The sequence below is a fragment of the Verrucosispora sp. WMMC514 genome (genome assembly GCF_027497295.1).
In the GTDB taxonomy this organism is placed as follows: domain Bacteria; phylum Actinomycetota; class Actinomycetes; order Mycobacteriales; family Micromonosporaceae; genus Micromonospora; species Micromonospora palythoicola.
Genome location: NZ_CP114906.1, coordinates 1,629,139 through 1,652,142, shown reverse-complemented (window position 1 = coordinate 1,652,142; position 23,004 = coordinate 1,629,139). Strand labels below are relative to the sequence as shown.

Annotated in this window: 19 protein-coding genes and 3 tRNA genes; all 22 read left to right on the top strand. The window is 68.8% G+C overall.

Going from position 1 to position 23,004, the window contains the following annotated elements:
* The first annotated feature begins 40 nt into the window (after positions 1-40).
* The 22 genes from O7597_RS07505 (at position 41) to fusA (ending at position 22,922) form a co-directional block, all read left to right on the top strand.
* Positions 41-2,566, top strand: coding sequence for a bifunctional diguanylate cyclase/phosphodiesterase (locus O7597_RS07505; RefSeq protein ID WP_269738320.1), 2,526 nt, complete (start codon positions 41-43; stop codon positions 2,564-2,566).
* A 92-nt stretch (positions 2,567-2,658) separates the two neighbouring features.
* A tRNA-Thr gene (locus O7597_RS07500) sits at positions 2,659-2,731 on the top strand.
* Positions 2,732-2,756: 25 nt separating this feature from the next.
* Positions 2,757-2,829: transfer RNA gene (locus tag O7597_RS07495), tRNA-Met, on the top strand.
* A gap of 132 nt (positions 2,830-2,961) precedes the next feature.
* Complete coding sequence (gene rpmG / locus O7597_RS07490; protein WP_093403583.1) at positions 2,962-3,129, top strand: 50S ribosomal protein L33; 168 nt, start codon at positions 2,962-2,964, stop codon at positions 3,127-3,129.
* 124 nt (positions 3,130-3,253) lie between these two features.
* Positions 3,254-3,700: a MaoC family dehydratase N-terminal domain-containing protein gene (locus O7597_RS07485; protein WP_269738319.1), complete on the top strand. Its 447-nt coding sequence runs from the start codon at positions 3,254-3,256 to the stop codon at positions 3,698-3,700.
* A 1-nt stretch (position 3,701) separates the two neighbouring features.
* On the top strand, positions 3,702-4,094 hold the full coding sequence (locus O7597_RS07480) for a MaoC family dehydratase (RefSeq protein WP_269738318.1): 393 nt from the start codon (positions 3,702-3,704) through the stop codon (positions 4,092-4,094).
* A gap of 126 nt (positions 4,095-4,220) precedes the next feature.
* Positions 4,221-4,293 (top strand) — tRNA-Trp (locus O7597_RS07475).
* 211 nt (positions 4,294-4,504) lie between these two features.
* The gene (gene secE, locus O7597_RS07470; RefSeq protein WP_269738317.1) at positions 4,505-4,894 is read left to right on the top strand and encodes a preprotein translocase subunit SecE; all 390 of its coding nucleotides are present in this window, start codon (positions 4,505-4,507) and stop codon (positions 4,892-4,894) included.
* Positions 4,895-4,931: 37 nt separating this feature from the next.
* Complete coding sequence (gene nusG / locus O7597_RS07465) at positions 4,932-5,654, top strand: transcription termination/antitermination protein NusG (protein WP_210829551.1); 723 nt, start codon at positions 4,932-4,934, stop codon at positions 5,652-5,654.
* Between the two features lie 197 nt (positions 5,655-5,851).
* Complete coding sequence (gene rplK, locus O7597_RS07460; RefSeq protein WP_093403591.1) at positions 5,852-6,283, top strand: 50S ribosomal protein L11; 432 nt, start codon at positions 5,852-5,854, stop codon at positions 6,281-6,283.
* Positions 6,284-6,366: 83 nt separating this feature from the next.
* A complete protein-coding gene (gene rplA / locus O7597_RS07455; RefSeq protein ID WP_093403592.1) occupies positions 6,367-7,083 on the top strand; it encodes a 50S ribosomal protein L1 in 717 nt (238 codons plus the stop codon).
* A gap of 74 nt (positions 7,084-7,157) precedes the next feature.
* Positions 7,158-7,946: an ATP-binding cassette domain-containing protein gene (locus tag O7597_RS07450; RefSeq protein WP_281582306.1), complete on the top strand. Its 789-nt coding sequence runs from the start codon at positions 7,158-7,160 to the stop codon at positions 7,944-7,946.
* Positions 7,943-8,632, top strand: a complete 690-nt coding sequence (locus O7597_RS07445; RefSeq protein ID WP_281582305.1) for a hypothetical protein — start codon at positions 7,943-7,945, stop codon at positions 8,630-8,632. Before O7597_RS07450 ends, O7597_RS07445 begins: the two co-directional genes overlap by 4 nt.
* 425 nt (positions 8,633-9,057) lie before the next feature.
* The gene (rplJ, locus tag O7597_RS07440) at positions 9,058-9,603 is read left to right on the top strand and encodes a 50S ribosomal protein L10 (RefSeq protein WP_013735964.1); all 546 of its coding nucleotides are present in this window, start codon (positions 9,058-9,060) and stop codon (positions 9,601-9,603) included.
* 55 nt (positions 9,604-9,658) lie between these two features.
* On the top strand, positions 9,659-10,048 hold the full coding sequence (gene rplL, locus O7597_RS07435; protein ID WP_210829560.1) for a 50S ribosomal protein L7/L12: 390 nt from the start codon (positions 9,659-9,661) through the stop codon (positions 10,046-10,048).
* 569 nt (positions 10,049-10,617) lie between these two features.
* Positions 10,618-14,049, top strand: a complete 3,432-nt coding sequence (locus O7597_RS07430) for a DNA-directed RNA polymerase subunit beta (protein ID WP_204000258.1) — start codon at positions 10,618-10,620, stop codon at positions 14,047-14,049.
* 128 nt (positions 14,050-14,177) lie between these two features.
* A complete protein-coding gene (locus tag O7597_RS07425; protein WP_269738734.1) occupies positions 14,178-18,065 on the top strand; it encodes a DNA-directed RNA polymerase subunit beta' in 3,888 nt (1,295 codons plus the stop codon).
* A gap of 159 nt (positions 18,066-18,224) precedes the next feature.
* Positions 18,225-18,590, top strand: coding sequence for a hypothetical protein (locus O7597_RS07420; RefSeq protein WP_164447888.1), 366 nt, complete (start codon positions 18,225-18,227; stop codon positions 18,588-18,590).
* A 468-nt stretch (positions 18,591-19,058) separates the two neighbouring features.
* A complete protein-coding gene (locus O7597_RS07415) occupies positions 19,059-19,430 on the top strand; it encodes a hypothetical protein (protein ID WP_269738312.1) in 372 nt (123 codons plus the stop codon).
* 474 nt (positions 19,431-19,904) lie between these two features.
* Positions 19,905-20,279, top strand: a complete 375-nt coding sequence (gene rpsL, locus O7597_RS07410; protein WP_013735958.1) for a 30S ribosomal protein S12 — start codon at positions 19,905-19,907, stop codon at positions 20,277-20,279.
* A 1-nt stretch (position 20,280) separates the two neighbouring features.
* Positions 20,281-20,751, top strand: coding sequence for a 30S ribosomal protein S7 (rpsG, locus tag O7597_RS07405; RefSeq protein ID WP_093403604.1), 471 nt, complete (start codon positions 20,281-20,283; stop codon positions 20,749-20,751).
* 74 nt (positions 20,752-20,825) lie between these two features.
* Positions 20,826-22,922, top strand: a complete 2,097-nt coding sequence (gene fusA, locus O7597_RS07400; protein WP_269738311.1) for an elongation factor G — start codon at positions 20,826-20,828, stop codon at positions 22,920-22,922.
* The last annotated feature ends 82 nt before the right edge of the window (positions 22,923-23,004 follow it).

Here is a 23,004-nt window from a genome sequence, read left to right as displayed (position 1 = left end):
CGTCACGCCGCGCCGGCCCTAGCGGTTAGGGGAACTTTGCGTGCCGGCTAGAGAGGCGCCTAGACGCCCGATAGCGAGTGCCTGGCTGATCACGGCTCCCCTGGCCGTGCTTGCTGTGCTGAGCACCGTCCTGTTGGCTTTCTCGGCGGAGATCGGCGAGCGCGATCTGCTCTTGGCGGCGTTGTTGCTCGTCGTGATGATCGTGGCCGGGATTCCCACCCTGAGCTTCGTGGTCCGGCGACAGGCTGTCGTCGTCACCCTCACCGAGATACCTCTGGTTCTGGCGTTCTTCAGTCTCACCCCGGTGCTCGTGGTGACGATCGCGACCGTGGCGGCCGTCATCACCCAGGCCTACCGGCGGTACTCACCGCCGAAGTTGTGGTTCAACGTGGCCCGCGACGCCGCCGCCGTGTCGGTGGCAGGGCTCGTCGTCGCTGGGGCCGCGCCGCTCGACGGTGTCGGTCCCGCGACCTGGGCGGTTCTTTTCGGCGCCATCACGGCGAACAGTCTGATCAGCCTGGCCGCGGTGGTTGGCGTGATCACCCTGCTGCAGGGTTGGCAGGGCTCCCGGGAGACGGCGGGTACGGCGGTCCAGGTGTTCCTTACCGCGGCCTTGAATCTCGCGGTCGGGCTACTGATCCTCATCGCCCTGGCCAGCACCATGTGGTCGATCCTTCTGCTGGGTGCGATCACCATCGCGGGTGCGCTGCTCTACGGCTCCTATTCGCGCTTTCTTCGGCAACACCGCACCCTCGGCGACATGTACGAACTGACCCGCGCGATGGCCAGCGCGGGTGCGGAGGGGAGCCTCGCCGACATCCTGCTGGGCCGGATCCGGGCGTTGATGCAGGCCGAGTACGCCACCCTGTGGCTGCCGGCTCAGGGCCGCCACCCGGAGGTGCTGCTCACTGCCCGGCTGGACGACCAGGGTCTGCTGGATGTGGCGCAGACCCCCGTGCTGATCCGTCAGCGCACGCTGGAATCCGGCCAGACGCTGACGTCTGGCCGGGTGCTCGGCGGTGACCTGGAACTACGCCGTGAATTGGCCCGTCGGCAGGTCAAGGACGTCATCGCCGTACCGCTGCGCTCCGGGCAGGTGGTCATCGGCACGATCGAGGTGGTGAACCGCCTCAGCGACGTGGGGAACTTCGCCCCGGCCGACGTTCCCGTCTTCGAGACGGTCGCCGCGCACGCCGCCGTCGCGCTGGAGAATTCCCGCCTGGTCGACCGGCTGCGGCACGACGCGTACCACGATGCGCTGACGAAGCTGCCCAACCGCCGCCGTGCTCTCGCCGCGCTGGCCGAGGCGGTCCGGATCCGGGCTCCCGGCGAGGTGGTCGCACTGCTGCTCTTCGACGTCGATCGGTTGCGCCAGGTCAACGAGTCCCTCGGTCACGCGGCGGGGGACAAGGTCCTCATCGAGGTGGCCGATCGGCTACGTGGCTGTGTGCCGTCGGCCGCGCTGGTCGGGCGGGCCGGTGGCGACGAGTTCCTGGTGACGCTGCGGCTGGAGAGTGCCGAGGCGGCGGTCGAGCTCGCCAGCCAGCTGCGGGAACAGATCCGCGACGAGATGGTCTTCGACTCGCTCACGCTGGACGTGGACACCGCGGTCGGGGTTGCCGTACACCCGGATCACGGCGACGCACCGGCGACCCTGCTGCAACGGGTGGACGTGGCCGCGACGGCGGCCAAGGCGGTTCCGGGCAGCGTGCAGCTGTACACGCCGGCGTTGGAGTCGCGGTCGCTGCACCGGCTCGGGCTCGCCGGGGATCTGCGCAACGCCCTCGACAACGGCGAGCTGGAGGTCTACTACCAGCCCAAGGTGACGCTGCGGGACCGCCGGCTCCTCGGGGTCGAGTGCCTGGCCCGGTGGGAGCATCCGACGCACGGCTCGGTCTCCCCGGCGGACTTCGTCGCCGTGGCCGAGCACACCGGTCAGCTCGGCCGGCTCACCGAGTTCGTGCTCCGGGAAGGGCTGCGGCACAGCCGGGACTGGGCGCACGGCGGCCAGTCGCTCGCCGTCGCGGTCAACCTCTCCGCGCGTACGCTTCTCGACCAGCACTTCCCGGAACAGGTCCGGGAACTGCTTGAGGAGTACGGGGTGCCGGCCCAGCTGCTGACCCTGGAGATCCCGGAAGCCGGCGTGCTGGACGGCACGGAGCGCCCGATCCCGACCCTGCGTCGCCTGCGTGATCTCGGGGTACGGCTCTCGGTGGACGACTTCGGCACCGGCAGCTCCTCGCTGGCCCACCTGCGTCGCCTGCCGGTGCACGAGGTGAAGGTGGACCACTCCTTCGTACAGGGCATGGCCACCGACCCGGGGGATCTGGCGATCGTCAACGCCGTGGTCACCCTCTCCCAGCAGTTCGGTCTCACCGTGGTGGCCGAGGGTGTGGAGAGCGAGCTGACCCTGGAGTTGCTCCAGGACATCGGCTGCGAGGTCGGCCAGGGGTTCCTGTTCAGCCGCCCGTTGCCGTTCGAACGCCTGGAGGCGTGGTTCGGTGCCCAGATCGACCCGGAGTCGATCTCCAGCAGCGAGCTTCCGAGACTGCGCGTGGTGCCCTGAGCTGGGCGTACCGCGTACCTGGGGATCCGATTTCACCAGTACGACCGGGCCGTGTACTCTTACCTCTGCGCGAGCACCGAGTGATCGCGCAGGCCCCCTTAGCTCAGTCGGCAGAGCGTCTCCATGGTAAGGAGAAGGTCTACGGTTCGATTCCGTAAGGGGGCTCAGAGGGTCCGGCTGGGCCCACCGCGGCGGTGTAGCTCAGATGGCAGAGCAAGCGGCTCATAATCGCTGTGTCGCCGGTTCAAGTCCGGCCACCGCTACTCTCGTCCGCCCCGGACATTTCCGGTGGTCGGTGGGACGGGCGCCACAGGCGCCCGCTTTGCGTGTCCGCCCAGGTGGCGCGTACGCTTTAGCGCCGTAGTTGTATCCGTTATCGAGGAAGGCACTCCGCCGTGGCGAAGGCGACCGATGTCCGGCCGAAGATCACTTTGGCGTGTGTGGAGTGCAAGGAGCGCAACTACATCACGCGCAAGAACCGCCGTAACGACCCGGACCGCATCGAGCTGAAGAAGTTCTGCCCCCGGGACGGGCGGCACACCCTGCACCGCGAGACGCGCTGAACCCGTCCGGGCCGATCGGCCCGGATCAGCATCCGTCATGATCGCCGGTTCGTACGGACGGCGCGGCTTGAGCCGACGTCGACCGCTCGGATCGGCGATCGTGCTCTGCGTGTAGGTTCGCGGCATGCCCCTGGACCAGTCCTTCGTCGGTCGGACCTATCCGCCGACCGCCCCCTATCAGGTGGGCCGAGAGAAGATCCGCGAGTTCGCGACGGCGATCGGCGCCACCGATCCCGCCCACCACGATCCGCAGGCCGCCCGCGCGCTGGGCCACCCGGACGTGGTCGCGCCGCCGACGTTCCCGGTGGTGATCACCATGGCCGCCAGCCGTCAGCTGATCGAGGACCCCGCGCTCGGCATCGACTACAGCCGGGTGGTCCACGGTGACCAGCGGTTCGCGTACACCCGGCCGGTGGTGGCCGGCGACGAGCTGGTCTGTGTCAACACTGTCGAGGACATCACCAGCCGTGGTGGCCACGAGTTCCTGACCACCCGGACCGACGTCAGCACGACCGCCGGGGAACCGGTGGTCGCGGTCTGGTCCAAGCTCGTCGTACGCGGGGAGGCCTGACATGGAGCTGCCTACCCAGACGTTCCGGGTGACCCGGGCGGACCTGGTCCAATACGCCGGTGCCTCGGGCGACTTCAACCCGATCCACTGGAGCGACCGGTTCGCCACAAAGGTGGGGCTGCCCGGTGTGATCGCCCACGGCATGTTCACCATGGCGCTCGTCGGCCGGGCGGTCACCGCCTGGGCCGGCTCGCCCGACGCGGTGGTCGACTTCGGCGTGCGGTTCACCCGCCCGGTGGTGGTCCCCGACGACGACGCCGGCACCGAGATCGTGGTGACCGCGGTCGTCCGTGAGGTGACCGACACGGGTCTGACCAGGCTGGATGTGACCGCCACCTGCCTCGGTGAGAAGGTGCTCTCGCAGGCGCGGGCCACCGTGCGCAGGGCCGGCTGACCGGCACCGGGCGGCGCGTCGGGTAGACCGGTTGGGAAAGTCGGGTCGGTACCCGTACACTGGTCCGCCGTGGGGCAAGTGACCCCTGCCTGGCCGTGTGGCCGGGTGGGGCGAGCGTTGCCGCACAGGGGTGTAGCTCAATTGGCAGAGCAGCGGTCTCCAAAACCGCAGGCTGCAGGTTCAAGTCCTGTCACCCCTGCGCCTCAGGCCTGACCGTTCCGTGGGTCGCGCCGCCTTCTGGTGGCGTCCGGCCCGTGGTGGTGGCATCGGCGGGGAGGTTCCGAGGCATCGGGCCCTTCCGGTTGATCCGCCGGCCGCGGCCCGTCCCGGGACGGTTGGTCCGGCCGGCGTGACCAAGCGCCGCGCACGCGCCCCGCGTGCGACACCGACATCCCGCGACGGAGGGCGAAGTGGCCGACAACAAGCGGCGCGGCGAGGACGCCGACGACGAGCGCCTGAACGACGAGGTCGTCAACGACAGCGCCGAGGATGACGCCGCCGACGCGGACGAGCCGGTTTCGCGAGGTGGCACCGCCACCCGTTCGCGGGCGCGGGCGGATTCCGCCGACGGCCGCAAGACGCGTACCGACGCCGACAAGGTGGGCCTGTTCGGTCGCATCGCGCGTTTCATCCGCGAGGTCGTGGCCGAACTGCGTAAGGTCATCTGGCCGACCCGCAAGGAACTGCTGACCTACACGGCAGTGGTGATCGCGTTCGTCACGGTGATGCTGACGATCGTGGCTGTCCTGGACTACGGCTTCGCCAAGGGCGTGTTGTGGGTCTTCGGCAACCCCAGCTGACCGGCTGAACGTGCGATAGTGACGGAAGTGAGCAAGCGTGCCTGAGTACGACGAGACCGCCGAGACCACGGACGAGCAGTCCGCGGTGGCGACGGCGGCTGGTGACGAGTCGGTCGAGGCCGCCAACGAGCCGGAGTTCGCCATGACCGAGCCCGCTCCCGAGGAGGACTTCGACCCGGTCGCGGAGCTGCGGCAGAAGCTGCGCTACGCACCGGGCGACTGGTACGTGGTGCACTCGTACGCCGGTTACGAGAACAAGGTCAAGACCAACCTCGAGACCCGGATCACGTCCCTCGACATGGAGGACTACATCTACCAGGTCGAGGTGCCGACCCGGGAAGAGGTCGAGGTCAAGAACGGCAAGCGCTCCCAGGTGCAGGCCAAGGTCTTCCCCGGCTACATCCTCGTCCGGATGGAGCTGACCGCGGAGTCCTACTCCTGCGTACGGAACACTCCCGGGGTCACCGGCTTCGTCGGCGCAACCGACCGGGCCGATCGTCCGGCACCGCTCAGCCTCGACGAGGTGCTCAAGTGGCTGGCGCCGGCCGTCGAGACCGAGCAGAAGAAGGCCAAGCCGGAGGTCAAGGTCCTCGACTTCGAGGTCGGCGACTCGGTCACGGTCACCGACGGCGCCTTCGCCTCCCTACCGGCCACGATCAGCGAGATCAACGCCGACCAGCAGAAGCTCAAGGTGCTGGTGTCGATCTTCGGCCGGGAGACGCCGGTGGAGCTGAACTTCAACCAGGTCGCCAAGATCTGATTTGTCGACTGCCGGCGGCGGGCAACCGCCGCCGGTCGTCGTTCGTCCGGTTCACCCGCCCGGCGCACCTCCGTGGCTGCCGGGATCCAGGTCTGCGCTACCCTAGAACGTCGCCGCCGTCGCATGCGCGCTGACCGTGCGCGCACCGACGGCGGTGTCGTGTGAACCTTTCCCAGTTCCAAGCCCCAGGAAGAGACATGCCTCCGAAGAAGAAGCTCGTCAAGACGTTCACGCTTCAGCTGCCGGCGGGCCAGGCCACTCCGGCGCCGCCGGTCGGTCCCGCGCTCGGCCAGCACGGCGTGAACATCATGGAGTTCTGCAAGTCGTACAACGCGCAGACCGAGTCGCAGCGGGGCGACATCGTCCCCGCCGAGATCAGCGTGTACGAGGACCGGTCCTTCACCTTCGTGCTGAAGACCCCGCCCGCCGCCCGGCTGCTGATCAAGGCCGCCGGTGTGCAGAAGGGCTCGGGCGTCCCGCACACGCAGAAGGTCGGTTCGGTGACCCGCGCCCAGCTGCGGGAGATCGCCGAGAAGAAGATGGCCGACCTCAACGCCAACGACCTCGACCAGGCTGAGAAGATCATCGCCGGCACCGCCCGGTCGATGGGCCTGAACGTCACCGACTGACGTCGGCCACCACCGACCCGTACGGATCGTGGGAGGGCGCGCGAGCACCGCGGCCCGCCAGAGACCACAGGAGTAGACAGAACATGCAGCGCAGCAAGAGTTACCGCAAGGCCGCCGAGGCCATCGACAAGTCGAAGCTCTACACCCCCGTCGAGGCCGTCAAGCTGGCCAAGGAGAGCACCGCCACCAAGTTCGACGCCACGGTCGAGGTCGCGATGCGCCTCGGCGTCGATCCCCGCAAGGCGGACCAGATGGTCCGCGGCACGGTCAACCTGCCGCACGGCACCGGTAAGACCGCCCGCGTGATCGTCTTCGCGGCCGGTGCGAAGGCCGAGGAGGCCGTCGCCGCCGGTGCCGACGAGGTGGGCACCGACGAGCTGGTCGCCCGGATCCAGGGTGGTTGGCTGGACTTCGACGCGGCGATTGCCACGCCCGACCAGATGGCCAAGATCGGTCGGATCGCGCGGATCCTGGGCCCGCGCGGTCTGATGCCGAACCCGAAGACCGGCACGGTGACCATGGACGTCACCAAGGCCGTGTCGGACATCAAGGGCGGGAAGATCACCTTCCGGGTGGACAAGCACTCGAACCTGCACCTGATCATCGGTAAGGCCTCGTTCTCCGAGGCCCAGCTGGTCGACAACTACGCGGCCGTCCTCGACGAGGTGCTGCGGGCCAAGCCGTCGGCCGCGAAGGGCAAGTACCTCAAGAAGGTCACCCTCACCACCACGATGGGACCGGGCGTACCGGTCGACCCGAACGTGGTGAAGAACCTGCAGGAAGGCTCGGCCGACAGCTGAGCACGACGCACCGACGCGGCCCCGCCACTCCTGGCGGGGCCGCGTTCGTCTGTCGGCTGTGGCAGGCTCGCGGCATGTGGCTGGAGGACGTCGGGCTGCGGTATCACCGGCGCGGTCCGTGGGTGCTGCGGCAGGTGACGGTGCGCGTGCCGGCGGGCGAGGCGGTGGTGGTACGGGGCCGCAACGGGGCCGGCAAGTCGACGCTGCTCCAACTCGCCGCCGGAGTCCTGCGGCCGTCCCGGGGGCGGGTGCTCGACCGCCCGGCGGTCGTGGGCTGGGTACCGGAGCGCTTCCCGGCCGAGCAGCCGTTCACGGTCGACGGCTATCTCACCGCGATGGCCCGGATCGCCGGCCTGTCCCCGGCCGCGACGGAGCGGACGGTGCGACGCTGGGTCGACCGACTCGGCCTCGGCCCGTTCCGCACGGTACGGCTGGCTCAGCTGTCGAAGGGCACCGCCCAGAAGGTCGGCCTGGCCCAGGCCGTGCTGCGTCCGCCCGGCCTGCTCGTCCTCGACGAGCCCTGGGAGGGCCTGGACGCCGCAGCGCGGGAACTGGTTCCGCAACTGGTCGACGAGGTGCTGGCTGACGGCGGGTCGGTGCTGGTCAGCGATCACCGAGGGGAGACGGTCCGGCTGCCCGGCGCTCGGGAGTGGTTGGTGGCCGACGGTGCGGTGGCCGAGCGGGCACCGTCGGGCGAGGCGGCGGTCGCGGTGGTCGAGCTGGAGGTTCCGGTGGGACAGCTGCCGGCCACCGTCGCCCGCCTGCGCGCCGAGGGCCACCACGTCCTGCGGGTACGCGGCCAGAGCGCACCGCCTGAGGCCACCGGACCGGGAGCGGGATCGTCGTCCGAGGTGGCCCGGTGACCGCGTTGGTGCGATTCCGGCTCGCCGGCTTCCTGCGTACCGGACGGGCGTTGGCGCCGGTCCTGGCCGGCCTGCTCACCCTCGGCATCCTCTACGGCGGCGGCCGGGCCCAGCCGGCGGAGGCGTACGGCGTGTCGGCCGTGGTGCTCTTCCCGGTGCTGGCCTGGCAGACCAAGATCCTGCTGGACGTGGAGCCGGACGTGCAGCGTCGCCTGGCTCTGGTCGCGGTCGGCCCGGCCCGGGAGCAGGTGGCCGGGCTGGTCGCCGCGGTGGTGGCTGGCCTTGGTCTGGTGGCGGTCGCCCTGGTCTTTCCCTGGTTGGTCGGCGGGGTCGCCGCTCCCAGCCTGCCCGGTGACCGGTCGGTTCCCGCAGGCGTGACGCTCGGTCTCTGGGCGCACCTGCTCGCGCTGCCGGCGGCTGTGGCGCTCGGCGCGCTGGCCAGCCGGGTGATCACCCGAAGCGCCGGCTACGGTGTGGCGGTGCTCACTATCGGTGCGGTCGGTGTACTGGTGCTCGGTCTCTCGGGGTCGGTCGCGCCGTGGCTGGCGCCACCGCTGCTACCCACCGCCAGGGCGTTGGTCGGCCCGTTGCCCGGGTCGACGGCGTTGCTGCTGACCATGTGGGCGCTGGCCTGGGCGGCGGTGGCGTTGACCGGCTACGCCCGGGCCCGCACCCGGCGCGCCTAGGGCATGGTCGTGCTCGTGGTCGCCGGTCGAGCCGGACGAGGGGGCGACCGCAGCCAGCCAGCGACCTGGACGCACGGGCAGATCGAACCGTCGGCCGGGTGACGGCCGTTGCCGCCGCCGGGCCGGTCCCGGGGGCGCGATTTGGTGGTCAGCGCGGGTGTCGCGTAGCCTTGGTCGCGAAGTTCCACCCAGAGACCGCTGGTCACCGTGCCCCGGGCACGGTCGAAGGTCCCGCGACGACGGGCGACCCGCGTAGGGCGGCAAGCGACATCGGCAGCGTCATGTGGTCCGCCGACCAGGTGATTCCCGCCGTCCTCGCCCCGTGCGCCCTGCGCCGGGGCTTTTCTGTTGCCGCGACACCTCCGCTCCGTCACAGGCGCTCGCCTGCGACGGTGACCAGCCTCGAGCAACGAGAGAGGAGGGACATGGCGGACAAGCCGATCCGGGCCGACAAGGCCACGGCCGTCGCAGAGCTGACCGAGAGCTTCCGCAGCGCGGGTGCCACCGTGCTGACCGAGTACCGCGGTCTGACGGTTTCCCAGCTCACCCAGCTGCGGCGCTCACTCGGCAAGGAGACCAGCTACACGGTCGCCAAGAACACGCTGGCGAAGCGTGCCGCGGCGGACGCGGGCATCTCCGGCCTTGACGAGCTGTTCACCGGTCCTACCGCGCTGACTTTCGTTTCGGGCGACGTCGTCGAGGCGGCGAAGGGCCTTCGCGACTTCGCGAAGGCCAACCCGAAGCTCGTCATCAAGGGCGGTGTCTTCGAGGGCAAGGCCATTTCCGCGGCCGAGGTCACGAAGCTCGCCGACCTGGAGTCCCGCGAGGTGCTGCTGGCCAAGCTGGCCGGCGCGATGAAGGGCAACCTGAGCAAGGCCGCGGCCCTGTTCCAGGCCCCGCTGTCGAAGACCGCCCGCCTGGCGGCCGCCCTGCAGGACAAGCGCGAGAAGGAAGGCGCCGAGGCGGCCTGAGGCCGCGCCGACGCACCACGTTCTTAGTTTGAACCATTAGGAAAGGACGCCAGACATGGCGAAGCTCAGCACCGACGAGCTGCTCGACGCGTTCAAGGAGATGACGCTGATCGAGCTCTCCGAGTTCGTGAAGCAGTTCGAGGAGACCTTCGAGGTCACCGCCGCCGCCCCGGCCGCGATGATGATGGCGGGTCCGGCCACCGGTGGCGCCGCTGCCGAGGCCGAGCCGGAGAAGGACGAGTTCGACGTCATCCTCGACGCTGACGGCGGCAAGAAGATCCAGGTCATCAAGGTCGTGCGTGAGCTGACCGGCCTGGGCCTCAAGGAGGCCAAGGACCTGGTCGAGGCCGCTCCGAAGCCGGTCCTGGAGAAGGTCAACAAGGAGACCGCGGACAAGGCCAAGGCCAAGCTCGAGGGTGAGGGCGCCAAGGTCACCCTCAAGTGACCTGAGTCCCAACCTGGCCGTCCCGGCTCGCATGAACCGGGCACCGCACGTCGCGGCGGGCGGCGATCCGACAGTGGATCGCCGCCCGCCGTGTTCGTGGGCCGGCGCACCCGGCATGAGCAGGGTGTCGAGCCAGGTTCGCGGCGCGTCGACCGGAGCCGGCGGGCTCGCCCGTGGGTGGGAAAGAGGGCCGATGCCGACCGGAGCCCTTGACGCGGCCCTGGACTGCCAGGCACGCTGACATCTGCAAGACCTTCCGCGCTTGCGACGGCCACCGCGCGGGTAATGCAGCGGCAGCTCCACTCGCCACGCAGACCCGAGCGGCCCGGCAGGGACGTTGCGTTCCGAGCGGCCCGGTTCGACCCGTTCGAGGGGTCCCGAGGCGCGTTCCGCGACAACCTGCGGGGTGGGCTGGACAGCGGTTAGCCTCTCGGCTACACTGCTAGTTTGCGCTGCCTTCCGACTTGACCCCTGCTCGGAAATGTCCGTTTGTGGATGTTTTCTGGTGGGGTCATTGGAGTGCACGCGTACCAGCCGTTCTGCAGCACCGGTCCTCGGAAGGACGCATCTTGGCAGCTTCCCGCCCTGCGAAGACCAGTCGTACGTCGAGCGCATTCGCTCCCCGCCGAGTTTCCTTCGGTCGGATCACCGAACACCTCGAGGTCCCCAACCTCCTCGCCATTCAGAACGAGTCCTTCGACTGGCTCGTCGGCAACGAGGCTTGGCAGGGCCGGTCGGCGGACGACCCGCACGCACGCTCGGGTCTCGCGGAGATCCTCGACGAGATCAGTCCCATTGAGGACTTTTCCGGCACCATGTCGCTTTCCTTCTCGGCGCCGCGCTTCGACGAGGTCAAGGCCTCGATCGAGGAGTGCAAGGAGAAGGACCTGACCTACTGCGCGCCACTGTTCGTGACCGCGGAGTTCACCAACAACACCACCGGCGAGATCAAGAGCCAGACGGTGTTCATGGGTGACTTCCCGATGATGACGCCGAAGGGCACCTTCATCATCAACGGCACCGAGCGCGTGGTGGTCAGCCAGCTCGTCCGCTCGCCGGGCGTGTACTTCGACAAGCAGCCGGACAAGACCTCCGACCGCGACCTCTCCAGCGTCAAGGTCATCCCGAGCCGGGGTGCCTGGCTGGAGTTCGACATCGACAAGCGCGACACGGTCGGCGTTCGCATCGACCGTAAGCGTCGGCAGGCCGTCACGGTGCTGCTCAAGGCCATCGGATGGTCGGCCGAGCAGATCCGTGAGAAGTTCGGCTGGTCCGAGCTGATGATGACCACGCTCGAGAAGGACCACATCGCCGGCCAGGACGAGGCGCTACTCGACATCTACCGCAAGCTGCGCCCTGGCGAGCCGCCGACCCGCGAGAACGCCCAGACCCTGCTCGACAACCTCTTCTTCAACCCGAAGCGGTACGACGTAGCCAAGGTCGGTCGGTACAAGTTCAACAAGAAGCTCGAGCTGGACGTGCCGATCACCACCGGCACGCTGACCGAGGACGACATCGTCGCCACCGTGGAGTACCTCTGCCGGCTGCACGCCGGTGAGGAGGGCTACGAGGCCGACGACATCGACCACTTCGGCAACCGGCGGCTGCGTACCGTGGGCGAGCTGATCCAGAACCAGGTTCGGGTCGGCCTGTCCCGGATGGAGCGGGTCGTCCGGGAGCGGATGACCACCCAGGACGTCGAGGCGATCACGCCGCAGACCCTGATCAACATCCGACCGGTCGTCGCCGCGATCCGGGAGTTCTTCGGCACCTCGCAGCTGTCCCAGTTCATGGACCAGACCAACCCGCTGGCGGGCCTGACCCACCGGCGGCGGCTGAGCGCGCTCGGCCCCGGTGGTCTGTCCCGGGAGCGGGCCGGCTTCGAGGTCCGCGACGTGCACCCGTCCCACTACGGCCGGATGTGCCCGATCGAGACGCCGGAAGGCCCGAACATCGGCCTGATCGGTGCGCTGTCCACCTTCGCCCGGGTCAACCCGTTCGGCTTCATCGAGACGCCGTACCGGAAGGTCATCGACGGTCGGGTCACCGACCAGATCGACTACCTGACCGCGGACGAGGAGGACCGGTTCGTCAAGGCGCAGGCCAACGCCCCGCTGCGGGCCGACGGCTCGTTCGCCGAGGACCGCGTCCTGGTCCGGCGTAAGGGCGGCGAGACCGAGGACGTCCCGCCGGCCGCCGTGGACTACATGGACGTGTCACCGCGGCAGATGACCTCGGTCGCGACCGCGATGATTCCGTTCCTGGAGCACGACGACGCGAACCGGGCCCTGATGGGCGCGAACATGCAGCGTCAGGCGGTGCCGCTGGTCAAGGCCGAGTCCCCGTTGGTCGGTACCGGCATGGAGTACCGTGCCGCCGTTGACGCCGGTGACGTGGTCGTGGCCGAGGTCGGTGGCGTGGTCGAGGACCTCTGCGCCGACTACATCACCGTCCACCAGGACGACGGTCACCGCCGGACGTACCTGCTGCACAAGTTCCGCCGCTCCAACGCCGGCTCCTGCGTCAACCAGAAGCCGGTCGTCTTCGAGGGCGACCGGGTCGAGGCCGGCCAGGTCATCGCCGACGGTCCGTGCACCGACGAGGGCGAGATGGCGCTCGGGCGAAACCTGCTCGTGGCGTTCATGACCTGGGAGGGGCACAACTACGAGGACGCGATCATCCTGTCGCAGCGCCTCGTCCAGCAGGACGTGCTCACCTCGATCCACATCGAGGAGCACGAGGTCGACGCGCGGGACACCAAGCTCGGCCCGGAGGAGATCACCCGCGACATTCCGAACGTCAGCGAGGAGATGCTCGCCGACCTGGACGAGCGCGGGATCATCCGGATCGGCGCCGAGGTCGTCCCCGGCGACATCCTGGTCGGCAAGGTCACGCCCAAGGGCGAGACCGAGCTGACCCCGGAGGAGCGACTGCTTCGGGCGATCTTCGGCGAGAAGGCGCGCGAGGTCCGGGACACCTCCCTGAAGGTGCCGCACGGCGAGACCGGCACGGTCATCGGCGTACGTACCTTCTCCCGGGAGGACGGCGACGAGTTGCCGCCGGGCGTCAACGAGCTGGTCCGGGTCTACGTCGCCCAGAAGCGGAAGATCCAGGACGGTGACAAGCTCGCCGGCCGGCACGGCAACAAGGGCGTCATCTCCAAGATCCTGCCGGTCGAGGACATGCCGTTCCTGGAGGATGGCACCCCGGTCGACATCGTGCTCAACCCGCTGGGTGTGCCGAGCCGGATGAACATCGGCCAGGTGCTGGAGACTCACCTGGGCTGGGTGGCCAAGACGGGCTGGCAGGTCGAGGGTGACGATGCCGAGTGGAAGCGGCAGCTCCAGGGCATCGGTGCCGACTCTTCGGAGCCGGACACCAACGTCGCCACCCCGGTCTTCGACGGTGCCCGCGAGGAGGAGATCTCCGGTCTGCTCGCCTCGACCCTGCCCAACCGGGACGGTCGGCAGCTGATCGGTTCCTCCGGCAAGGCGCAGTTGTTCGACGGTCGCTCCGGTGAGCCGCTGCCCGACCCGATCGCCGTCGGCTACATCTACATCCTGAAGCTCAACCACCTGGTCGACGACAAGATTCACGCTCGGTCGACCGGCCCGTACTCGATGATCACGCAGCAGCCGCTGGGTGGTAAGGCGCAGTTCGGTGGTCAGCGCTTCGGTGAGATGGAGTGCTGGGCGATGCAGGCATACGGTGCCGCGTACGCGCTGCAGGAGCTGTTGACGATCAAGTCCGACGATGTCCTCGGCCGGGTGAAGGTCTACGAGGCCATCGTCAAGGGCGAGAACATCCCGGAGCCGGGCATCCCGGAGTCGTTCAAGGTGCTGCTCAAGGAGCTGCAGTCGCTGTGCCTCAACGTCGAGGTGCTGTCCAGCGACGGTGTGGCCCTGGAGATGCGCGAGACCGACGACGAGGTGTTCCGGGCCGCGGAGGAACTGGGTATCGACCTGTCCCGGCGCGAGCCGAGCTCGGTCGAGGAAGTGTGACGTTGGGGTTTCGGGGCGGGGCGACCCACTCCGGGCGGTCAGGCTTGATCCCTTCGTGGGTCACCCCGCCCCGAAACCAAAACCCGGTGAGCTGCTGACGCACCAAGCGACGTGTGAGGGATTTGAACGTGCTCGACGTCAACTTTTTCGACGAGTTGCGAATTGGGCTGGCGACCGCGGACGACATTCGTCAGTGGTCGCACGGCGAGGTCAAGAAGCCCGAGACGATCAACTACCGCACCCTCAAGCCGGAGAAGGACGGGCTCTTCTGCGAGAAGATCTTCGGTCCGCAGCGGGACTGGGAGTGCTACTGCGGTAAGTACAAGCGGGTCCGGTTCAAGGGCATCATCTGCGAGCGCTGCGGCGTCGAGGTGACCCGCTCGAAGGTCCGCCGTGAGCGGATGGGCCACATCGAGCTGGCCGCCCCGGTGACCCACATCTGGTACTTCAAGGGCGTGCCGAGCCGGCTGGGCTACCTGCTGGACCTCGCCCCGAAGGACCTCGAAAAGATCATTTACTTCGCCTCGTACGTCGTGACGAGCGTTGACGCCGAAGCGCGTCACCGTGACCTCTCGACCATCGAGAACGAGATCCTGGCCGAGAAGCGGCAGTCGGAGAACAGCCGCGACTCGGAGATCGAGAAGCGGGCGGCCAAGCTCGAGGCCGACCTGGCCGAGTTGGAGGCCGAGGGCGCGAAGGCGGACGTCCGGCGCAAGGTCAAGGAGGGCGGAGAGCGCGAGATGCGCCAGATCCGCGACCGGGCCCAGCGCGAGATCGACCGCCTGGACGAGGTGCTGGACACGTTCCGCAAGCTGGATCCGAAGCAGCTGGTCACCGACGAGCTGCTCTACCGTGAGCTGCGCGACCGGTTCGGTGAGTACTTCACCGGTGGCATGGGTGCCGAGGCGATCAAGGCCCTGGTGCAGAACATGGACCTGGAGGCCGAGGCCGAGAACCTGCGGGAGACCATCCGCACCGGTAAGGGGCAGCGGAAGATCCGGGCGCTCAAGCGGCTCAAGGTCGTCGCGGCGTTCCAGAACACCCGTAACTCGCCGCTCGGCATGGTGCTGGACTGCGTACCGGTCATCCCGCCGGACCTGCGCCCGATGGTGCAGCTCGACGGTGGCCGTTTCGCCACCAGCGACCTGAACGACCTCTACCGTCGGGTCATCAACCGGAACAACCGGCTCAAGCGACTGATCGACCTCGGCGCGCCCGAGATCATCGTCAACAACGAGAAGCGGATGCTGCAGGAGGCCGTCGACGCGCTGTTCGACAACGGCCGTCGCGGCCGGCCGGTCACCGGCCCGGGTAACCGTCCACTCAAGTCGCTGTCCGACATGCTCAAGGGCAAGCAGGGCCGGTTCCGCCAGAACCTGCTCGGCAAGCGCGTCGACTACTCCGGCCGTTCGGTCATCGTGGTCGGCCCGAAGCTCAAGCTGCACCAGTGCGGCCTGCCCAAGCAGATGGCGCTGGAACTGTTCAAGCCGTTCGTGATGAAGCGGCTGGTCGACCTCAACCACGCGCAGAACATCAAGTCCGCCAAGCGGATGGTCGAGCGGCAGCGGCCGGTCGTGTGGGACGTGCTGGAAGAGGTCATCGGCGAGCACCCGGTGCTGCTCAACCGGGCACCGACCCTGCACCGACTCGGCATCCAGGCCTTCGAGCCGCAGCTGGTCGAGGGCAAGGCCATCCAGATCCACCCGCTGGTCTGCACCGCGTTCAACGCCGACTTCGACGGTGACCAGATGGCGGTGCACGTGCCGCTGTCCGCCGAGGCCCAGGCCGAGGCGCGGATCCTGATGCTGTCGTCGAACAACATCCTCAAGCCGGCCGACGGCAAGCCGGTCACCATGCCCACCCAGGACATGGTCATCGGGCTCTACCACCTGACCCACCTCACCGCCGGTGAGCGTGGCGAGGGCCGGGCGTTTAGCTCGGACGCCGAGGCGCGGATGGCGTACGACAACGGCGAGCTGCACCTGCAGGCGCCGGTGAAGATCCGGCTGCGGGACGTCGTCGAGGTGGACAACGGCGCCGGTGGTCAGCCGTGGACCGCGCCCGAGGGCTGGGTGCCGGGCGAGCCGCTGACGGTGGAGACCACCCTCGGTCGGGTGCTGTTCAACGAGACCCTGCCGCAGGGCTACCGGTTCGTGAACTACGAGATCCGCAAGGGTCAGCTCTCCGCGATCGTCAACGACCTCGCCGAGCGGTTCCCGAAGGTGGCCCTGGCGGCCACCCTCGACGGGCTCAAGGAGGCCGGTTTCCACTGGGCCACCTGGTCCGGCGTGACCATCGGCATGGAGGACGTCATCGCTCCGCCGCGCAAGCGGGAGATCCTGGAGCGGTACGAGAAGGAAGCCGACCGGATCGACAAGCAGTACCAGCGTGGTCTGATGACCGCCGAGGAGCGTCGCGGCGAGCTCATCGAGATCTGGACCAAGGCGACGAACGAGGTCGCCAAGGAGATGGACACCGCGCTGCCGCAGGAGAACCCGCTGTGGAAGATGATCAACTCGGGTGCTCGCGGTAACCTGCTCCAGCTCCGGCAGATCGCGGCGATCCGTGGTCTGGTGGCCAACCCGAAGGGCGAGATCATCCCCCGGCCGATCAAGGCCAGCTACCGGGAGGGTCTGTCCGTGCTGGAGTACTTCATCTCCACCCACGGTGCCCGTAAGGGTCTCGCGGACACCGCCCTGCGTACCGCCGACTCGGGTTACCTGACCCGGCGTCTGGTGGACGTCTCGCAGGACGTCATCATCCGCGAGGAGGACTGCGGCACCGACCGGGCCATCCCGATGCAGGTCGGTCAGCAGCTCGACGGCCGGCTCGTGGTGCACGAGCACGCGGAGACCAGCGTGCACGCCCGTACCCTGGCCGACGACATCAAGGGGCCGGACGGCACCGTCGTGGCCGAGCGGGGCGCGGACATCAACTCGATCCTGGTCGACCGGATCGTCGCCGCCGGGGTCGAGACGGTCCGGGTGCGCAGCGTCCTCACCTGCGAGTCGAAGCTGGGCGTCTGCGGTGCGTGCTACGGCCGTTCGCTGCCGACCGGCAAGATCGTCGACGTCGGCGAGGCGGTCGGCATCATCGCCGCCCAGTCCATCGGTGAGCCGGGTACGCAGCTGACGATGCGTACCTTCCACACCGGTGGTGTCGCGGGTGAGGACATCACCCAGGGTCTGCCCCGTGTCCAGGAGATCTTCGAGGCCCGGATCCCGAAGGGTAAGGCGCCCATCGCCGACACCCCCGGCCGGATCCGGATCGAGGACGGCGAGCGGTCGCGCAAGATCGTGGTCATCCCGGACGACGGCAGCGACGAGATCGTCTACGACAAGATCTCGAAGCGGGTCCGGCTGCGGGCGCACGACGGCGACCACGTCGAGGTCGGCGAGAAGCTCACCGAGGGCACCATCGACCCGCACGAGCTGCTGCGCATCCTCGGCCCGCGGGCGGTCCAGGTCCACCTGACCCAGGAGGTCCAGGAGGTCTACCGCTCGCAGGGTGTGCTCATCCACGACAAGCACATCGAGATCATCATCCGTCAGATGCTCAAGCGGGTGACGGTCATCGACTCCGGCTCGACCGAGTTCCTGCCGGGCGTGCTTGTCGACCGGGCGCTGTTCGAGTCGGAGAACCGCCGGCTCGTCGGCGAGGGTGGCGAGCCCGCGGCCGGTCGTCCGGTGCTGATGGGCATCACGAAGGCCTCGCTGGCCACCGACTCCTGGCTCTCGGCGGCCTCCTTCCAGGAGACCACCCGGGTGCTGACCGACGCGGCGATCCACGCCCGTAGCGACTCGCTCATCGGTCTCAAGGAGAACGTGATCATCGGTAAGCTCATCCCGGCCGGTACCGGCATCAGCAAGTACCGCAACGTCCGGGTCGAGCCGACCGAGGAGGCGAAGGCCAAGGTCTACTCGATGACCGGCTACCCGGAGACCGACTACGGCTTCGGACCGGCCAGTGGCCAGGCGGTCCCGCTGGACGACTTCGACTTCGGGTCGTACCGCTAGACCGCGCGGTGACATGGGAGGCCCCGGCGCAGGCGCGCCGGGGCCTCCTCGTGTCTTCGGCGTGTCCGTGGGCGCGGTGGGGGACCTTCCCGCGCCGCGGGTCCGGTTCGTGCTGCGGGTACGACGCGAACGCCCGTCGACGGGGGGCATCATGTGGTCATGACGATCGCACCCGGATCGGCGCCCCTCGCGTCGGCACCGCGTCACCCGCTGGATCCGGATCCGGTCCGGGCGACCAAGGCCCGGGCGGTCTTCGCCCTCGGTCTGATGGCGGCTCTGACGGGGCTGCTGATAGGTGGCGTGGTGCCGGCCACGGTGGCCCTGCACCTGGCTCGACAGGCGCGTCGCGAGGCGTACGCCTCGGCGGGTTTCCTGACCGGTGCGGCCTGGCTGCGTCGCGGCGAGCGGCTGGCCTGGACGGGCCTGGTGCTGGTCGCGGTCAGCCTGGTGGTGGCGTTGGTGATCGGGATCATCCGGCTCGCCGAGGCGCCGTACGGGCAGGACTTCGCGCCCAACGTCGACTGACCCGGCACGACCACGGGTCGCCGCGCCCCGCACCGACGGGCTGACTGCCGACGGTAGCCTGACCGGTGTCCGTCGCGCGGTGCGGGGACGCTGCCCGACAAGGAGGATCCCGTGACGGAACCGGCGCGTCCCGAGGGCGGCGAAGCCGCTCAGCCCGCCACCGGGCGCCCGGAGGCCGACCTGACCGGATGGGCCCGGCCCGAACCGGAGCAGACCGTTCCGCCGACCTCCCCATCAGCCATCGGCTCGCCTTTCGGGCCGCCGCCTGGTTCGCCGCCCTTCGGGCCGCCGCCTGGCTCGGCACCGCCCGCTCCCGCGTCCTTCGGGCCTCCGGCCGCCGGCCCGCCAGCCTTCGGACCGACGCCCGGACCGTCGGCGCCGGCATGGCCCGCCGGTGGCTCGGGCTGGGGGCAGCCGCCGCCACCACCGCCGCAGGAGCGTCCTCGACCGCCGAAGCGGGTCGAACCGGTGCCGGGGACCCCGTTCGCGGTGGTGCATCTCGACGTGCCCCCGGTCGCCTCGGGCCTGGCGGTCGGCTCGTTGGTGGCGGGCATCACCTCGATCCTGGTGTCGGTTCTGGTCATCTGCTTCGGCGCGATCGGGGGAGGGGCGAACGGGGCCTGGGCGGCGGGTGCCTTCGCCGCGCTGGGTGGCCTCACGGGCGCGGGCGCCGTGGTGGCGGGCCTGCTCGGCATGCGGCAGATCCGACGTCCGGCACCGCCGCCAGCGGTCCGCTTCACCGGCCGTGGTCTGGCCATCGCGGGGATCAGTTGCGGCGGGACCGGACTGCTGCTCTGCCTGGTGGGGTTGGGGCTGGCGCTGGTGTTGGCGCTGGCCTGAGCAGGGGCGGCGAGGGGCCGGCTCGGGGGCTCGCGGGCCGGTTTCCGGCGGAGCCGGTACACTTGTGTCCGTAGGTGCCCATCACGGGCGGGTGGTCGACAGGAGCCAGCCGGCAAGCGGTGTGACGTCCGGCAGGTCTTCCGTTTTGACCTGCGCGGCTGTGGTAGGTACTCTTTCCCCTTGTGCCCGGGCCAGCCCGGGCAACTCGTGCGTGCGCTGGAGCCGGCGTTCCGACATCCGGATCGCACCACGACTGAGCCAAAGATCCGGCCTGCGGCGATCCGTGTGCCGGTGACAAACCCCGGTCTGCGCGTGAGCGCCGGACGGGAACCGTGAGTTTGGCGACACGCCCGACCGCGGGTGCCGGGACCTCCGTGAGGTGGCCCTGGTCGGAATGTAGGAGAGTCGGTCACGAGATCGGCTACGGCAGACGGCGCGGCCGCGAGCAGCGGCCGAAGGGAGCGGAGAAACCCGGTGCCCACCATTCAGCAGTTGGTCCGAAAGGGCCGCCAGGCGAAGACCACCAAGACCAAGACCCCCGCGCTCAAGGGATCCCCTCAGCGTCGGGGCGTGTGCACCCGGGTGTACACCACCACCCCGAAGAAGCCGAACTCGGCGCTGCGCAAGGTCGCCCGGGTCAAGCTCAGCAGCCAGGTCGAGGTGACCGCCTACATCCCCGGTGTCGGGCACAACCTGCAGGAGCACTCGATCGTGCTCGTGCGTGGTGGCCGGGTGAAGGACCTCCCCGGTGTGCGTTACAAGATCGTTCGCGGCTCGCTGGACACCCAGGGTGTCCGTAACCGCAAGCAGGCGCGCAGCCGTTACGGCGCGAAGAAGGAGAAGAGCTGACATGCCGCGTAAGGGACCTGCTCCGCGGCGACCGCTGGTCGCTGACCCGGTGTACAACTCGCCGCTGGTCACGCAGCTGGTGAACAAGATCCTGCTGCGCGGCAAGCGTCAGCTCGCCGAGCGCGTCGTCTACGCCGCCCTGGAGGGCTGCCGGGAGAAGTCCGGTACCGACCCGGTCGTCACCCTCAAGCGCGCCATGGACAACGTCAAGCCGACCCTCGAGGTGCGCAGCCGCCGGGTCGGTGGCGCGACCTACCAGGTTCCGGTCGAGGTGCGGCCGGCTCGGGCCACCACGCTGGGCCTGCGCTGGCTGGTGACCTACGCCCGCGCCCGGCGGGAGAAGACGATGATCGAGCGGCTGATGAACGAGCTGCTGGACGCGAGCAACGGCCTCGGTGCCGCCGTCAAGCGGCGCGAGGACACGCACAAGATGGCCGAGTCCAACAAGGCCTTCGCGCACTACCGCTGGTAACACCCTGGTCCCGGCGCCATCCGGTGCCGGGACCGCCACCAGTTGTGTCGAGACGACGATAAGTAGGGATTGAAGTGGCCGCCGCAGACGCGCTCGCCAACGTACGCAACATCGGCATCATGGCGCACATCGATGCCGGTAAGACCACTACCACCGAGCGAATCCTGTTTTACACCGGTATCACGTACAAGATCGGTGAGGTCCACGAGGGCGCCGCCGTCATGGACTGGATGGAGCAGGAGCAGGAGCGCGGTATCACCATCACTTCCGCCGCCACGAAGTGCGAGTGGAAGGGCCACACGATCCAGATCATCGACACGCCCGGCCACGTCGACTTCACGGTCGAGGTGGAGCGGTCGTTGCGGGTGCTGGACGGTGCGGTCGCGGTCTACGACGGCGTGGCCGGCGTGGAGCCGCAGACGGAGAACGTCTGGCGTCAGGCGGACAAGTACAACGTCCCGCGGATGTGCTTCGTCAACAAGCTCGACCGGACCGGTGCCGACTTCTTCCGCTGCGTGCAGATGATGATCGACCGGCTGAACGCCACCCCGCTGGTGCTCCAGATTCCGATCGGGCTCGAGGGAGACCACATCGGCGTCGTCGACCTGGTCAACATGCGCGCCCTCACCTGGCGCGGGGAGACCCAGAAGGGTGAGGATTACGCGATCGAGGAGATCCCGGCCGACCTGGCCGACTCCGCGGCCGAGTGGCGCGAGAAGCTGATGGAGACCCTGGCCGACGTCGACGACTCGGTGATGGAGAAGTACCTGGAGGGCGAGGAGATCTCCGTCGCGGAGATCAAGGCCGCCATCCGGCGGGCCACCATCGCCAGCAAGGCGAACCCGGTGCTCTGCGGCTCGGCGTTCAAGAACAAGGGCGTGCAGCCCATGCTCGACGCCGTCATCGACTACCTGCCGTCGCCGCTGGACATCCCGGCGATCGAGGGTACGGCGACCGACGGTGAGACGCCGATGCAGCGTAAGCCGTCCACCTCGGAGCCCTTCTCCGGCCTGGCGTTCAAGATCCAGACCGACAAGCACCTCGGCAAGCTCACCTACGTCCGGGTCTACTCCGGCGTGGTCGAGTCCGGGTCCCAGGTGGTCAACTCCACCAAGGACCGCAAGGAGCGGGTCGGCAAGATCTACCAGATGCACGCCAACAAGCGGGAGGAGCGCAGCTCCGCCAAGGCCGGCGACATCATCGCGGTGCAGGGCCTGAAGCAGACCACCACCGGTGACACCCTGTGTGACCCGGCGAATCCGGTCATCCTGGAGTCGATGACCTTCCCGGAGCCGGTCATCGAGGTGGCCATCGAGCCGAAGACCAAGGCTGACCAGGAGAAGCTCAGCACCGCCATCCAGCGGCTGGCCGAGGAGGACCCGACCTTCCGCGTCAAGCTGGACGACCAGACCGGCCAGACGGTCATCTCCGGCATGGGCGAGCTGCACCTGGACATCCTGGTCGACCGGATGCGCCGCGAGTTCAACGTCGAGGCGAACATCGGTAAGCCGCAGGTGGCGTACCGTGAGACCATCCGCCGCGCGGTGGAGAAGGTCGAGTACACCCACAAGAAGCAGACGGGTGGTTCCGGCCAGTACGCCCGGGTGATCGTCAGCCTGGAGCCGCTGCCGCTGGGCAACGACTCGCCGACCTACGAGTTCGCCAACGCCGTCACCGGTGGCCGCATCCCCCGGGAGTTCATTCCTTCCGTGGACGCGGGCGCGCAGGACGCGATGCAGTACGGCGTTCTCGCCGGCTTCCCGCTGGTCGGTGTCAAGCTGACGCTGCTGGACGGCCAGTACCACGAGGTCGACTCGTCCGAGATGGCATTCAAGATCGCCGGCTCGATGGTGATGAAGGACGCGGCCCGCAAGGCCGATCCCGCGCTACTCGAGCCGATGATGGCTGTTGAGGTCACCACTCCCGAGGAGAACATGGGTGACGTCATCGGCGACCTCAACTCCCGACGCGGCATCATCCAGGCGATGGAGGAGCGCAGCGGCGCCCGTGTCGTCCGTGCGCTGGTGCCGTTGTCGGAGATGTTCGGCTACGTCGGCGACCTGCGGTCGAAGACCCAGGGCCGGGCTAGCTACAGCATGCAGTTCGACTCCTACGCCGAAGTGCCGCAGAGCGTGGCGAAGGAGATCATCGCCAAGGCGACTGGTGAGTGACGCTCACCTGACGTGATCGGATGATCCGACGGTGGTCGCGGGAGGAATTCCCCGACCGCGACCACCTCGGTCGGATTGTGTG